General features: G+C 66.9%; 11 protein-coding genes. 8 read left to right on the top strand and 3 right to left on the bottom strand.

Annotated features, from left to right (window positions below):
* The 6 genes from ACZ5MJ_RS09325 (at position 1) to ACZ5MJ_RS09300 (ending at position 7514) form a co-directional block, all read left to right on the top strand.
* Entirely contained in the window at positions 1-2142 is a 2142-nt protein-coding gene (locus ACZ5MJ_RS09325; RefSeq protein ID WP_464223554.1) for an acetate--CoA ligase family protein, read from the top strand.
* Between the two features lie 8 nt (positions 2143-2150).
* Positions 2151-3365 (top strand): acyl-CoA dehydrogenase family protein, encoded by a 1215-nt coding sequence (locus tag ACZ5MJ_RS09320; protein WP_464223552.1) that lies wholly within the window; start codon positions 2151-2153, stop codon positions 3363-3365.
* Positions 3362-4321 (top strand): acyl-CoA dehydrogenase family protein, encoded by a 960-nt coding sequence (locus tag ACZ5MJ_RS09315; protein WP_464223551.1) that lies wholly within the window; start codon positions 3362-3364, stop codon positions 4319-4321. Before ACZ5MJ_RS09320 ends, ACZ5MJ_RS09315 begins: the two co-directional genes overlap by 4 nt.
* 12 nt (positions 4322-4333) lie before the next feature.
* Positions 4334-5098: an SDR family NAD(P)-dependent oxidoreductase gene (locus ACZ5MJ_RS09310; protein WP_464223550.1), complete on the top strand. Its 765-nt coding sequence runs from the start codon at positions 4334-4336 to the stop codon at positions 5096-5098.
* 2 nt (positions 5099-5100) lie between these two features.
* Positions 5101-6288 carry an SDR family NAD(P)-dependent oxidoreductase gene (locus ACZ5MJ_RS09305; RefSeq protein ID WP_464223549.1) on the top strand — a complete coding sequence of 396 codons (1188 nt, stop codon included), beginning with the start codon at positions 5101-5103 and terminating at the stop codon, positions 6286-6288.
* Between the two features lie 134 nt (positions 6289-6422).
* Positions 6423-7514 (top strand): porin, encoded by a 1092-nt coding sequence (locus ACZ5MJ_RS09300; RefSeq protein ID WP_464223548.1) that lies wholly within the window; start codon positions 6423-6425, stop codon positions 7512-7514.
* Between the two features lie 50 nt (positions 7515-7564).
* Here the strand turns inward: ACZ5MJ_RS09300 and ACZ5MJ_RS09295 are convergent, their stop codons facing one another.
* Complete coding sequence (locus ACZ5MJ_RS09295) at positions 7565-8098, bottom strand: nuclear transport factor 2 family protein (RefSeq protein ID WP_464223547.1); 534 nt, start codon at positions 8096-8098, stop codon at positions 7565-7567.
* A gap of 302 nt (positions 8099-8400) precedes the next feature.
* Between ACZ5MJ_RS09295 and ACZ5MJ_RS09290 the strand changes: the two genes are divergently transcribed.
* Positions 8401-9780 (top strand): MFS transporter, encoded by a 1380-nt coding sequence (locus ACZ5MJ_RS09290; RefSeq protein WP_464223546.1) that lies wholly within the window; start codon positions 8401-8403, stop codon positions 9778-9780.
* A 184-nt stretch (positions 9781-9964) separates the two neighbouring features.
* On the opposite strand, the gene ACZ5MJ_RS09285 is transcribed toward ACZ5MJ_RS09290, so the two are convergent.
* The gene (locus tag ACZ5MJ_RS09285; protein WP_464223545.1) at positions 9965-10717 is read right to left on the bottom strand and encodes an SDR family NAD(P)-dependent oxidoreductase; all 753 of its coding nucleotides are present in this window, start codon (positions 10715-10717) and stop codon (positions 9965-9967) included.
* 181 nt (positions 10718-10898) lie between these two features.
* On the opposite strand from ACZ5MJ_RS09285, the gene ACZ5MJ_RS09280 reads away from it, so the two are divergent.
* Positions 10899-11891, top strand: coding sequence for a Bug family tripartite tricarboxylate transporter substrate binding protein (locus tag ACZ5MJ_RS09280; protein WP_464223544.1), 993 nt, complete (start codon positions 10899-10901; stop codon positions 11889-11891).
* Between the two features lie 324 nt (positions 11892-12215).
* On the opposite strand, the gene ACZ5MJ_RS09275 is transcribed toward ACZ5MJ_RS09280, so the two are convergent.
* A complete protein-coding gene (locus tag ACZ5MJ_RS09275; RefSeq protein ID WP_464223543.1) occupies positions 12216-13754 on the bottom strand; it encodes a DHA2 family efflux MFS transporter permease subunit in 1539 nt (512 codons plus the stop codon).
* Between the last annotated feature and the right edge of the window lie 78 nt (positions 13755-13832).

The raw sequence follows: 13832 nt of genomic DNA, 5'->3' as shown, positions 1-13832 counted from the left end.
ATGGCGACGCACACCGAACACCCGGGCGCGGGGCTCGGCCCCTTCTTCCACGCGCGCAGCATCGCCGTGATTGGCGCCTCGGACGACATCACCAAGATCGGCGGACGTCCCGTCTACATGCTGCGCAAGCATGGCTATGCGGGCGCCGTCTACCCGGTCAATCCGAAGGGCGGCACCGTGCAAGGCCTGAGCGCGTATGCCTCGGTCCGTGAGACGCCCACCGCGCCGGAACTGGCGATCCTGGCGGTGCCCGCCGGCGCCACGCCGGCCGCCCTGCGCGACTGCGCGGCTCGCGGCGTGAAGGCTGCCATCGTGCTGTCGTCCGGGTTTGCCGAGCTCGGCGCCGAGGGCGTGGCGAAGCAGGCCGAGCTGGTCGACATCGCGCGCCAGCACGGCATGCGCATCCTCGGTCCCAACTGCCTGGGCACGGTCAACGTGGCCGACCGGATGATCGGGTCCTTCTCCATCAGCCTGGAGGATTACATGCCCCCGCCGGGCGGCGTGGGCATCGTCTCGCAGTCGGGCAACGTGGGCAGCCACACCATGAACACGGTGGCTCGCCGTGGTCTGGGTGTGAGCCAGTTCATGGCGACGGGCAACGAGGCCGACGTCGACGTGGCCGACGGCATTGCCGCGCTGGCGGAGGACGAGGCCACACGCATCATTCTCTGCTGCATGGAGACCTGCCGCCACGGCGACCGCCTTGTCGCGGCGCTGGAACTGGCGCGCTCGCGCGGCAAGCCGGTGATCGTCCTGAAGGTGGGCGCGACCGAACAGGGCCAGGCCGCTGCCGCCTCGCACACCGGCGCGCTGACGGGTTCCGACGCCGTCATTGACGCGGTTTTCCGCCGCCACGGCGCGCTCCGCGTGCGCTCGGTGGAGGAACTGATCGACATCGGCCACGCCGCCTCGATCCTGATGCCCGGCCGCCTGCCGCAGCGCGACGCGGTGACCCTGATGGCGGCCTCGGGCGGCTTCGGCGTCATGATGGCCGACGCCATGAGCCAGGCTGGCCTGCGCCTGCCCGCGCTCGACGCGGCGACCTGCGACCGCATCCGCCACGTGCTGCCCATGGCCGGCACCGGCAACCCGGTGGATGCCACGGCGCAAATGTCCAGCCGCCCCGACATCCTCCAGAAGTTATTGTCGGCGCTGCTGGAGGACCCGTCGGGGAGCGCGCTGGTGATGTTCATGTCGCTCTCGCTGTACAACTCCCGCCTGCGCGGCGTGTACCTGGAGGCGCTGGCGCGTGTACGAGAGGCCCATCCCGAGCGGGCGCTGATGATCGTCAGCCAGGGGCCGGCCGATGCGGTGGCGCAGATCAACGCGCTGGGCATCCCCGTGTTTCCGAGCATCGATGCAGCGGCCAGCGGCCTCGCCGGACTGGTCCGGCTCGGCCAGCTTGCCGGCCAGCCGGCATCGGCGGCGCGTCGGTCGGTCCCGGCGGAAACCTTGGACCCGGCCGTCTTCCGCAATGAGTACGAAGCCAAGCGCGCGCTGGCAGCCGCCGGCATCGACGTGCCGCAGGAAGCCGTCGTCCACTCGGTTGAAGAGGCGGTTCGCGCGGCGGAAGGGGTCGGCTACCCCGTGGTGCTGAAGATCGTCTCCGCGGACATCCCGCACAAGACCGAAGCCGGCGGCGTGGCGCTCGACCTGCGCAGCGGGGCGGCAGTGCGCGACGCCTACGGGACGATCGCCGCCAGCGTCGCGCGCCATGCGCCGCAGGCCAGCGTGGAAGGCATGCTGGTCGCGCCGATGGTCAAGGGCGGCGTCGAGATGATCGCCGGCATTTCCCGCGATCCGGTGTTCGGCCCGGTGGTGATGGTGGGCATGGGCGGCATCCACGCCGAGGTGCTCAAGGATGTCGCCGTGCAGGCCGCGCCGGTCAGCGAGGACGAAGCCCTCGCCATGATCCGCTCGCTGCGCATGTTTGCGCTGCTGGACGGCGTGCGCGGACAGCCTAAGGCCGACCTCCGCGCAGCCGCTCGCTGCGTGGCGCGCCTGTCGGAGTTCGCGTGCCGCCATGCGGCTGACATTGCCGAGATCGACATGAACCCCATCCTCGTCCGTCCCGAAGGGGACGGCGCCGTGGTGCTCGACGCGCTGATGATCCCGGCCGCCCCAGCCACGCCCGCACACTGAGAATCAGCATGCATATCGAAACACGCGATCAACTCGCGGCGATCCCCGATCCGGCCGCCGGACCGCAGGTGTACCGCCAGCACGCCCGCCAATGGCTGCGCGCCAACCTGCCGGACCACATGCGTGCCGACAGCCCGGATTACCGCACCCCGACGCTGGAAGAATCCAGCGCCTGGGAGGCCGCCATGTACCACGCCGGACTGGCCGGCATGACGTGGCCCACCGCCTATGGCGGCCACGGACTGACCCTGCGCGAGCACCTCGCCGTCAACAAGGAGATCGGCGCGCTGCCCATGCCGGAGAGCGTCAGCTCCATCGGCAAGGAACTGGCCGGTCCGATCATCATGACCGTGGGCACCGAGGCACAGAAAGCGGCGTTCCTGCCCGCCATCCTCGCCATGCGCGAGTACTGGTGCCAGGGCTTCTCGGAGCCCGACGCCGGCTCGGACCTCGCCCGGCTGCGCACGCGCGCCGTGCAGGAGGGCGGGCACTGGCGCATCAACGGCCAGAAGATCTGGACCAGCGGCGCGGCCAAGGCACACTACTGCCTGCTGCTCACCCGCACCGGTACCGTCGCTGACAAGCACCGTGGTCTGTTGATGTTTGCGGTGCCGATGAACACCCCCGGCATCCGCGTGGTGCCGATCAAGTCCATCGATGGCAAGGAGTCCTTTGCCGAAGTATTTTTCGACGACGTGGTGGTGCCGGACAGTGCCCGCCTGGGCGCGCCCGACGAAGGCTGGAATGCCGCCATCCGCGTGCTGTCGATCGAACGTGCGACCAACCGCATGTACCGCCCGTGGCGCTTCGAATGCGAGCTGCGTCATCTGGTCAGCGCCTGCAAGTCGGATGTGCAACTGGCGCGACTGCTCGACGACGGCTACATTCAGCGCCGCATCGGCGACGTGGTTTGCGAGGTTGATGGCCTCAAGGGTCTGGTGGAGACGACCGTGTCCCGCATGATGGCCGGCGAATCTATCGGCGCGCGCGGGTCGCTGACCAAGCTGTACTGGTCGGAATGCCACCAGGCGTTCGCCGGGCTGGCCCTGTCGCTGCTGTCGCACGTTACGCCCCGCTCCAGCCCGCAGGCGCGGCGCGCCCGCAAGGCGTTCAGCACCGCCTATCTCTTTTCGCGCGCCGAGACGATCTACGCCGGCACTTCGGAGGTGCAGCTCGACGTCATCGCGCAGCGCATCCTTAATTTGCCCAAGGATTTGACATGACGACGACAGATGATGATCTGCGGCCCGAGGAGTTCGCCCAGGCCGCCAGCGCAGCCATCCATGACGCGCTGCCCCGCGACTTCCGCGAGGCCGCACAGGTGCTTGCCGGGGCAGGCCTGTGCGGTGTATGCGCCCATGAGGAGGACGGCGGGCTCGGCCTGCCCATCGACTTCGCACTGCCCATCGCGCATGCCGCCGGCAAGCTGCAACTGCGCCTGCCACTGCCGGAAACCATCCTGCTGGCGCAGGCGTTCCCCGGTTCGGCGGTCGCCGCCGCGCTGGCGGCCGGCGACAAGGTCGCCACCATTGCGTGGCAGGGCAGCCTGCGCGAGGGTGTGGCCGGCCATGCGCGGCACGTGGCGCAATGCGACTGGGTACTCGTAAACGATGGCGACGGCGCGGCGCTGGTCGAAGTGGCTGGGCTGGCCTGCGAGGAAGACGGGTCGCTCGACCCCGAGTTTCCGCAGGCGTGGCTCGACCTGGAAGGCGCGACGGTGGTCGCCCGACTCGACGCCGCGGCCCGCGCGGCGCTCGACCATGCGGCCTGCCTGCTGATGGCCGAACTGGCGAACGGTGCGGCGGACGGCGCGCTGGGGACGGCCGCCGGCTATATGGCGACGCGCGTGCAGTTCGGCCGGCCGCTGTCGGCCAAGCAGGCCGTGCGGCACCTGCTGGCGCGCATGAAGCTGCTGACGGAGGCCTCCGCGGCCGCCGTGCGCCGTGCCATGGCGCGCAACGAGTATGGCGCGGCGCGCAGCGCCCGGCCGGCGCTGGCGGGCGCCATCGGCAACGCGGCCTTTGTCATCGAAAAGGCGATCCACCTGCACGGCGGCATGGGCTTTACGTGGGAAGTGCCGCTGCACTATTCGCTGCGCGAGGTGCGCAAGCTTGACGCGGCGTTCGGGGCCGGCGCGCTGGCGCGTACGGTCGGGCAGGATTTCATCCAGGGCGTTTGAGGAATTCGGGGAATGTTCATGCAACAGGATCTGGCAGGGCGCGTGGCGCTCGTCACCGGCGCAGGCGCCGGCATCGGCCGCGCCACGGCGCGTCTTTTGGCGGCGCGCGGCGCTATCGTGGCGGTCAACGACCTCAAGGAGGAGCTGGTCGGCGCGACGGTGGACGAGATCCGTGCGGCCGGCGGCGAGGCCTTCCCGGTCGTGCAGAACGTGGCGAGCCGGGATGGCATCGCGCAGGCGGTAAGCACGGCGGCCACGCAGGGCAAGCGTTTCGACATCCTCGTCAATAACGCCGCGTGGGTGCGTTACCAGTCGGTGCCGGAAATCATGCCCGAGACGATGGACCGCATGCTCGACATCGGCTTCAAGGCGGTGATCTGGGGCATCCAGGCGGCTGTGGAGGCGATGGACCCGGAATGCGGCGGGGCCATCGTCAATGTGGCCTCGACGGCAGCGCTGGTGTCGGCACCTGCCTCGGTCGTCTATTCGGGCATCAAGGCGGGCATCCTCGGCATCACGCGCGCCGCTGCGGCCGAACTTGGACCGCGCGGCATCCGCGTCAACGCGGTGTGTCCGTCCGCCGTGCCGACCGAGGGTACGCAGCGCAACCGCAACGTCGAGCGCGACGCGCGCCGCGTTGCCCGCACCCCGATGGGACGCCTGGGCAATGTGGACGACGTGGCCAGTGGCATCGCCTTCCTCGCCAGCGACGAGGCGCGCTTCATCACGGCGCAGGCGCTCGTGGTCGATGGCGGCATCACGTTCACCAATCTCTGAGCGTGGCGGCCGTACTCATCACCGGCGCGGCGGCCGGCATCGGCCGCGCCGCCGCGCAGCGGTTCGCACGCGACGGCTGGCGCTGCGTGCTGGTTGACCGCGATGGCGCAGCCTTGGCCGCCACGGTGGCCGGCCTGCCGGCTCCGGAGGCGGGTCGCCACGAGGCGGTGGAGCTCGACCTCACTGACGCGGCGGCCGTCGGTGCGCTGACGGAGCGCACCGGCCCACTGGACGCGCTCGTGAACAACGCGGGCATGTCGGACCGCACCAACCGCCCGGTCGTCGAGCAGGATGGCGACGACTGGCGGACGCTGCTGGCGCTCAACCTTGAAGCGCCGGCACGGCTGGTCGATGCGCTTTCCCCGAGGTTGGTGGCCGGCGCGCGGGTGGTCAACGTGGCTTCGGGCGCCGGACTGCGGGCGATCCCGTGGCGTGGCGCGTACAGCGCGAGCAAGGCGGGTTTGATCGGGTTGTCGCGGGCACTGGCGCGCGAGCGACCGGACCTCCGGGTCAGCGTGCTTTGCCCGGGATTCGTGCGGACCGAACTGGTCGATCGGCTTATTGCAGCCCGCCGATTGGAGCCGGCACGCGTGACGGCCAAGATTCCGCTCGGCCGGATGGCGGAGCCCGACGAACTGGCCGAGGCGATCCGGTTCCTGGCCGGCGCGGACGGTGCCGTGCCGTCCGGGCTGTTGCTGTCAGTCGACGGCGGCTCGTCGGTGTTCGGCGGCAGCCAGAGCTTTGCGCCGGCAAATGTCGCGCTGGTCTCGTCCGAGACGCCGCTTTCGCTGCGGGTGGTGGGCGACGTGGCGGGGGAGTGGTCTGCCGTGCGCCAGCAAGGAGATGGCTATGCGGCAGTGCTGGACGCCTCGCCGCTGCGGGTGCCGCCCGGGGATCGCCTGGCGGCGGTGCACGAGGCTGCGCGGCGGTTTGCACAGGAGCATGTACACCAGGCCAGCCTCACGCTGGTGCTTCCGGCTGAAGCCGGCGAGGACTGGCGGCATGCGGGCGACCTTGCGGCGGCCGGCATGCTGGTGGCCACGCTCGCGTGCGAGTTGGGCCCGCGGGCGCTCCGCGTGAATGCGCTGTCGGTCTTGCAAGACGACCCGGCAGGCCTCGCGCCGCTGCTGTGTTTCATGGCGGGCGCCCGCGCGCAATACCTGACCGGACAGGTGCTGAAAGTGGGCTGACATCCGGCATTACCCCAGCAATCGAGTAGTTGAAAAGAGGAATGCCCGCGCTGCGGGCAGGGCGGCTCACGCCCATTTCACGGGTTGCCTCGGTGCTGCACAGGACCGAGGCGCAACAACACAAGGTGGAGACAATGCAATACAAAATCGGCGCGACCGCGCTCTTCTGCGCGCTTTGCAGCCTTCCGGCAGCCGCACAAACCAGCGTCACGCTCTACGGCGTGGTGGACGCCGGTATCGAATTCGCGAACCACCAGACTGGCGGCGGCCATTCCGTCGTCCGCATGACCTCGGGCAACGTCGCCGGGTCGCGCTGGGGGCTGCGCGGCACGGAAGACCTCGGCGGCGGCCTGAAAGCGGTGTTCGTGCTGGAGAGCGGCTATGACACCGATACGGGCAAGTCCTCGCAGGGCGGCCGACTGTTCGGGCGGATGGCATACGTCGGCTTGCAGGGGAAGTGGGGCAGCCTGTTGCTCGGACGGCAGCAGACCGAGCTGTTTGACGTCATCGGTCCCTATGACCCGATGCTGCTCGCGCCGAAGTACTCGATCTTCACGCAAGACCTGGCGTTCGTGTCGCGTGCCGACAATACCGTCAAGTACACCGGCACGTTCGGCGGCCTGGTGGCGTCCGCCATGTACAGCTTCGGCGCCGAGAGCGGTACGGCCAACGGCAGCGAAGTGCCGGGCGAACCGAAGCTGGGCCGGGAGTATGGCTTCCGGCTGAGCTACGGCAGTGGCCCCTTCAGCGTGGGCGCTGCCTACGATGAGGTCAATACGGGCACGGTCACGGTCAATCCCGACGCGAAGACGCGGCGCGCCGTGCTGACCGGCACCTATGATTTCTCCCCGGTCAAGGTCTTCGCGGGCTACCGATGGGCCAAGGCGTACGATGGCGCGCTGCTGGCGGGTGCGATCCCGGGTCAGGCCAACCAGGGCTCGAACCTGTGGTGGACCGGCGTGACGTGGCAAGCCGGCCCCGCTGTCAGCCTCAGTGCCGCCGCCTACTACCAGGATTTCCGGAACACGGGCAACGATCCCTGGCTGTTCGTCGGCATGGCGAAGTACGCTTTTTCCAAGCGCACGGATGCCTACCTGAGCGTCGGTTACACCAAGAACAAGGGCACTTCCAACCTTGGCCTGAGCACGGGTGGCTCCGGCTTCGGGACGACCGCAGCGGGTACCAACCAGTTCGGTACCACCATTGGCCTTCGGCACATCTTTTGACGGCAGGCGGCTCGCGCCGCCTTATCCGGGGTTGTCCGGGCTGGTCCGGTCTATTCACCGCGGAGCAGCGCGTAGACCGGATCGTGAGGCCAGGGTGCGCCGACAGGCTGGCGCGGGCCGAAGCGCTCCGTCTCGGTACCCGGCGGGGTACCGAGCGGGCGGACCCAGTCGTAGACCACTACGCGACGGGCGATCCGCCATTCGCCCTTGCGCTTCTCGAATCGGTCGCAGTAGCGTCCGGCCAGAAAGACCTCCCGCTGCGCCGCATCGGGGTGGGGCCGGCGCTGGAAGGCCTGGAAGTAGGATTCCACCGCCGCCCAGTCGCCGTGCAGGAAGATCGAGATATTGCCGAGGAAATGGATCGAGCGCTCGCTGGTCCGCAGCCGGTCCAGCACCCAGTCGATAAAGCCGCTGGCGGAGCCGGAATAGGGGCCATGCCGGTCGGTGGCATCGTCCCAGTACACACTGCGCAGGGCCGCCTCGTCGCAACGATCGATGCCGCGGCAGTAGCGATACAGGCATTCGCGTATGGCTTCGCGGTCGAGCAGTTCGCCGAGGGAGGAGGAGTGATGTGGCGTCAACATGGCTATGACTTGACAGAAAGAGGATGAGTCGCAATTCTCTGCCTCCCGTCACCGTTCATTGCCTGCCGTTCGGTTGATTGTCTTCTGCACGGCGGGGGCATATTCGCCAGCCCACCCGGGTCGTAATATCACTTCAGAACCATATCCGGCGCGACAGCCGGTGCAACAGCGAACCGCAAGACAGCGCGGGTTCCCATGATGCGATAAGCAAGGAGACAGACAATGCCAGGACACGCTGGTACCACGGTGCACACGCCCCCGATGTGCGCGTCATGCCCCACCCGGTCGCTGCGAGGTGCGCGATGAACCTCCAGCGCAAGGTCGATGTACAGGCCTCTCTCGACGTACAAGCCTTCCTCGACGAACAGCGCTTCTCGCGGTTTCATATCCTGCTGTTCGTCCTGTGCTTCCTGATTATCGCCCTGGATGGAATGGATACCGGCGCCATGGGCTACATCGCGCCGTCGCTAATTCAGGACTGGCAACTGTCGCGTGCCGCGCTGGGCCCGGTGCTGAGCGCCACGCTGGTCGGCATCGGCATTGGCGCCATGGTGGTGAGCCCGATTGCGGACCGCATCGGCCGCAAGCGGGTATTGATCGGCGCCGTCTTCGCATTTGGTGTCTGCAGCGTGGCGGCGGCGTTCGCGCAGTCGCTCGAAATGCTGGCTGCGCTGCGCCTGCTGACGGGGATCGGCCTCGGCGCCGCCGTGCCGAACACCGTCGCGCTGATGGCGGAGTATGCGCCGACGCGGATTCGCGGCACCGTGGTCAACGCCATGCTGGTCGGCTTCGCGGCCGGTAATGGGCTGGGCGGCCTGGCGACGGCCTGGCTGATCCCGCGCTTCGGCTGGCACGGCGTGCTGGTGGTCGGCGGTGTGGCGCCGGTGCTGCTGGCACTGGTGCTGGTGCCGCTGCTGCCCGAATCGGTGAAGTTCCTCGTGGCCAACCGGCGCCCGCGCGAGGAGGCATTGGGCATCCTGCGCCGCCTGGCACCGGGCGCCCGGCTCGGCGATGTCCATCTCCTGTGCGAGGAAGATGCCGGACATGGCCGCAAGTCGCCTATCTCGGAGCTGTTCCGCGAGCGGTATGCCGTCGGCACCTGCCTGATCTGGCTGTGCTACTTCATGTGCATGGTCATCCTGTACCTGGTCAACAGCTGGCTTCCCACTCTGTTCACGACATCGGGCTATTCGCTGCAGGAGTCGACTGTCACTTCGTCGCTGTTCCATCTGGGCGGATGCGCTGGGATCCTGCTGGCGGGGTTCCTGACTGACCGCTTTCCGCCCACCCGTGTCGTCGCGGCGTACTTTCTGGCGGCCGCAGTACTGGTGCTGATGATCGGGCACAGCGGGGCGCACGCAGGACTGACGACGATGATCGTCATCGTGGGCATGGCCATCTCAGGTGCGTCCGCATCGATGTCGCCCCTCGCCGCACATTACTATCCGACCACCAGCCGGGTCACCGGCATTGCCTGGATGCTGGGCATGGGCCGCTTCGGCGGCGTGGCGGGAACCATGGGCGGCGCGTGGCTGCTGGCGGTAGGATGGGCGTTCGGCGCGATCTTCAGCCTGCTCGCCATCCCGGCCGTCATCGCGGCGGTATGCCTGCTCTTGCTCGGTCGCAGCGGTCCGCCGCAGGAGGAAAGGGATTTGCCGGGTTCTGCCGTGGTGGAACACTGAAGGGCGAGGGGTGCTGGAGCCCGTGTCGGCGAAGCGTTCGGCGAGGAAGCGCGCCGAACCCATCGGACACCGCTCCCCGCTGGAAGAGCCGGATTCAGCGCGATACTGCCTGCGCCGCGCGGCATGGTCGGGTGGGCCACGCTGCGCGGGGCGCTATCCGACGTCCGGGACGCCTTGTTGCGGGTTACATGACCTCGCCGCCGTTGGGACTCAAGACCTGACCTGTCATGTAGCTGGCGTCCGCGGACGCCAGGAATGCAACGACCGTCGCGATCTCGTCCGGCACCGCCCTGCGACGAAGCGGCACGCGGCGACGCACTTCTTCCTGGTATGCCGGGTCCGCGCTCAACCGGGCGCTCATCGGCGTTTCCACGCGCCCTGGCGCGACCGCATTGACCAGGATGTTCCACTGCGCGAACTCGCGTGCCCATGCACGGGTCAGGCTGACAATGGCACCCTTCGCCGCCGCATAGACGCAGCCGCGCGGATGCGTGCCGAACGCAGTGATCGACGAAGTGTTGATGATGCGCCCGTCACAACGCTGCTTCATGCCCGGCAGCACCGCGCGAGTGCATAGCATTGCACCCCTCACCGTCACGCTGAACATGCGATCAATGGTCATTTCGTCAATATCTTCGAAGGCTGTCATGCCTCCTGGGATGCCCGCATTGTTGACGAGGATTTGCACGGGCCCCGTTTCGCGCTGCGCGGCGGCGAAGGCCTGTTCCACTTCATCGTTCTTCGACACGTCGGCGATGCACGGGACCGCCACCCCTCCTGCCGCGCAGATCAGCGTCACGGTCTCGTGCGCGCCGGCTTCGTCAATGTCATTGACAATAACTGCCGCGCCACGCGCGGCCAACGTAACGCAATTGGCCCGTCCAATGCCGGAACCTGCGCCAGTGACCAGTGCCACCTTGCCCTGTAATGGTTGCATTATGACTCCTGCTGAAAGAGAGAAAGCGCAGCCATGGTAGAGCGGTGCATGCGCGCCGCTTCCTGCGTTTTTCGCAGAACACATTCAAGCTTGTTGCAGCAATGTGCGATGCCGTTCCTCGCTAGAATTCCCGCAAGCCCGCATCGGGAAAATCGACAATAAAATCACCGGAGACAAAGCGATGAATCACTCGCCCATGCGGCGACGCGCCCTGATTGGCGGCGCCACCCTGTTCGCCTCGCAAACTTGGGCGCGACTCGGCATTGCGGCCACTGAATGGCCCGCGCGACCCATCCGGCTGATCGTCCCGGGTCCCGCCGGCTCGGGCATGGACATCTTCGCGCGGTTGATCTCGGCGCACCTGAGCGACGCCTTGCGCCAACCGGTTGTGGTCGACAACCGTCCCGGCGCCAACAGCCTGATCGGTACCGACATGGTGGCCAAGAGCGCCGCGGACGGCTATACGCTGTTGATGTCTCCCTCGTCGGCAATCGCGATCAATCCCGTGATCCAACCCAGGATGCCTTATGACGCGCTGAAGGACCTGGCGCCCATTGCGCAGGTTGGCGCCGCCGGCATCCTGCTGGTCGCGCATCCGTCCACTGGCTTCAGGCGCTTTGCCGACCTGGTCAATTATGCGAAGGCCAACCCGGACAAGCTGCAGTATGGCTCCTGGGGCAACGGCTCGACCGGTCACCTCGTGATGGAAGGCATCAAGGCCCATTACGGCCTGAAAATGCAACACATTCCCTTCAAGGGCAGTGCCCAACTCGTTACCGATCTGCTGTCGAAGAACATGCTGGTCGGCTTCACCGACATCGCCTCGCCAGTACCGCATATCCGCTCGGGAAAGCTGGTGGCGCTCGGCTGTACCGGCACGGCGCGCGGTCCCGCGTTGCCGGAAGTGCCAACCCTCAGCGAGCAAGGTTATCGATTCAACAAGGACGGCTGGTACGGCATGTTCGCTCCGGCCGGCACGCCGGCGTCGATCGTGCAGCGGCTGAACAAGGAAATCAACCGCATCCTGACGACCGACGATATCGTGCAAAAGTTCGCCCAGCAAAATATGCCGAAGCCCGCCACGCCGACGGTCAGCCAGTTTGCCGCGGTGGTACGCGAGGATGTGAGTACATGGCAGGGCCTGGCCAAGGTGGCGAACCTGCGGATCGAGTGAGGCGGAGCGGCTCGCATTGGGGTCGGAGGTGTGTGAATACGTCTTGATTACCTAGATTGGATCAACGTCCTCGCCGAGGATAACCCCGCCAGGATCATCAACGAGTTTGTTGATGGTCTGGATCACGATCCGCTCGGATTCGAAGGTGCCAGTCCTTCGACTACAGCTCGCCCTTCATATCATCCCGATACTGCCAATAGTCCCAGCGAGCGCTCGAGCTACGTCGAGAACTGGGCACGCAGCTCCGCCCCGGGGTGATTGGGCCTGGTCGCACTGCGAAAGCAATACTGGCCCGGGGCGAGATAGGCGCGCTGCAACTCGAACTCAGTCCATCGCTGCATGCGCCAAAGTGTCGTTCTGCTCTTTGTTCGCGGGGCGGATCAAGGCGATCAGCGGCATCACCAACAGCGTGGCGACAAACATCGCTTTGAAGGCGTTGAGATAGGCGATCATCGCCGCCTGCTGATTGATCGATTGGTCGAGTATGGCCAGGTCCAGGCTCGCGCGCCGCGAAATCATGGCCTGCAAGGCCGGGTTGTAGATGTTGATGTGGCTGGCCAGGTCTGCGTGGGCTATCTGCGTGCCGCGAGTCATCAGGGTCTGGATGATCGAGATTCCGATGCTGCTGCCGATATTGCGCATCAGACTGTAGGTAGCAGTGCCATCCGCGCGCAGATCAGGCTGCAGCGTGGAGAAAGTCAGCGTGCTGAGCGGCACGAATACCATCCCGAGGCCGAAGCCTTGGACGATGCCCGGCCAGACGATGTCGGGCTCTGACAGCACGAGTGTGTACTGCATCATCTGCCATAGCGCGAAGGCGGAGATCAGGAAGCCAGCAAGCAGCAAGACGCGCGCATCGATCCTTTTGAGCAGGCGTCCGGCCACCAGCATGGCGAGCATGGTGCCAGCCCCGCTCGGCGCCGTGACCAAGCCTGTCGTGGCAACAGGGTAGTGCATAAGGTTTTGCAGCATAGGCGGGAGCAGCGCCCGCGTAGCATACATGACTGCGCCGATAACGAAGATGAAGCAAGCGCCAGTGACTAAGTTGCGATCCTTGAGCAGTTCGTAGCGGAAGAAAGAGCGGCTGCCGGCCGTAGCCGTATGCACGACGAAGTAGGCGAAACTGACCGCCGCCACCATCGCTTCAACGCGAATCTCCAGCGAGCCAAACCAGTCAAGCTGCTCGCCACGGTCGAGCAGGGCCTGCAATGCACCGATGGCTAGGCTCAGCGTAGCAAAGCCGAAGGCATCAAACTGCATGCTACGTTTTGGCGCCCGTTCCGGCAGCGAGCCCAGCACCCCAAATAGCGCAAGCGCGCCGACCGGCAGGTTAATGAAGAAAACCCAGCGCCAGTTGTAGCTGTCGGTCAGCCAGCCTCCCAGCGTGGGGCCGAGAATGGGCCCCACCATCACGCCCATGCCCCACACCGCCATCGCCTGGCCCTGCCGCTCGCGCGGATTGATGTCGAGCATGATCGACTGCGACAAGGGCACCAGGGAGGCGCCGAAGATGCCCTGCAGCAGCCGCGAGGCCACCATCTGCGTTAGCGTCTCCGACAGGCCGCAGAAGGCCGAGGCCAGCGTGAAGCCGGCGATCGCCACGCCGAGCAGGCGCTTCACGCCCAGGCGGTCCGACAGCCAGCCCGTGAGCGGCGTGGTGATGGCCGCAGCCACGATGTAGGAAGTCAGCACCCAGGTGATCTCGTCCTGCGAGGCCGACAATGCGCCCTGCATATGGGGCAGGGCGACGTTGGCAATGGTGCTGTCCAGCGTCTGCATGAGAGTCGCGAGCATGATCGAGACGGTGATCATGCTCCGATTGAGCGGCCCCTCCGGAGGCGCCGCCGTTGCCAAGGAGGACATGTACTGAAAAGCCGGCAGATGATAAGCATGCTTATTATACGCGAGGGCGCCGCGGGCACAAGACGCGCGCTGAGGTGT

This window comes from Cupriavidus sp. LA-1 (assembly GCF_055385985.1).
Note: the sequence above shows the minus strand (reverse complement) of the source record. Positions and strands in the feature narration are given on the sequence as shown.

Coding starts and splice junctions, on each gene's coding strand:
- ACZ5MJ_RS09285 (WP_464223545.1), bottom strand. CDS start 10,717: ATGCAACCATTACAGGGCAAGGTGGCACTGGTCACTGGCGCAGGTTCC.
- ACZ5MJ_RS09310 (WP_464223550.1), top strand. CDS start 4,334: ATGTTCATGCAACAGGATCTGGCAGGGCGCGTGGCGCTCGTCACCGGC.
- ACZ5MJ_RS09320 (WP_464223552.1), top strand. CDS start 2,151: ATGCATATCGAAACACGCGATCAACTCGCGGCGATCCCCGATCCGGCC.
- ACZ5MJ_RS09295 (WP_464223547.1), bottom strand. CDS start 8,098: ATGTTGACGCCACATCACTCCTCCTCCCTCGGCGAACTGCTCGACCGC.
- ACZ5MJ_RS09325 (WP_464223554.1), top strand. CDS start 1: ATGGCGACGCACACCGAACACCCGGGCGCGGGGCTCGGCCCCTTCTTC.
- ACZ5MJ_RS09290 (WP_464223546.1), top strand. CDS start 8,401: ATGAACCTCCAGCGCAAGGTCGATGTACAGGCCTCTCTCGACGTACAA.
- ACZ5MJ_RS09315 (WP_464223551.1), top strand. CDS start 3,362: ATGACGACGACAGATGATGATCTGCGGCCCGAGGAGTTCGCCCAGGCC.
- ACZ5MJ_RS09300 (WP_464223548.1), top strand. CDS start 6,423: ATGCAATACAAAATCGGCGCGACCGCGCTCTTCTGCGCGCTTTGCAGC.
- ACZ5MJ_RS09275 (WP_464223543.1), bottom strand. CDS start 13,754: ATGTCCTCCTTGGCAACGGCGGCGCCTCCGGAGGGGCCGCTCAATCGG.
- ACZ5MJ_RS09280 (WP_464223544.1), top strand. CDS start 10,899: ATGAATCACTCGCCCATGCGGCGACGCGCCCTGATTGGCGGCGCCACC.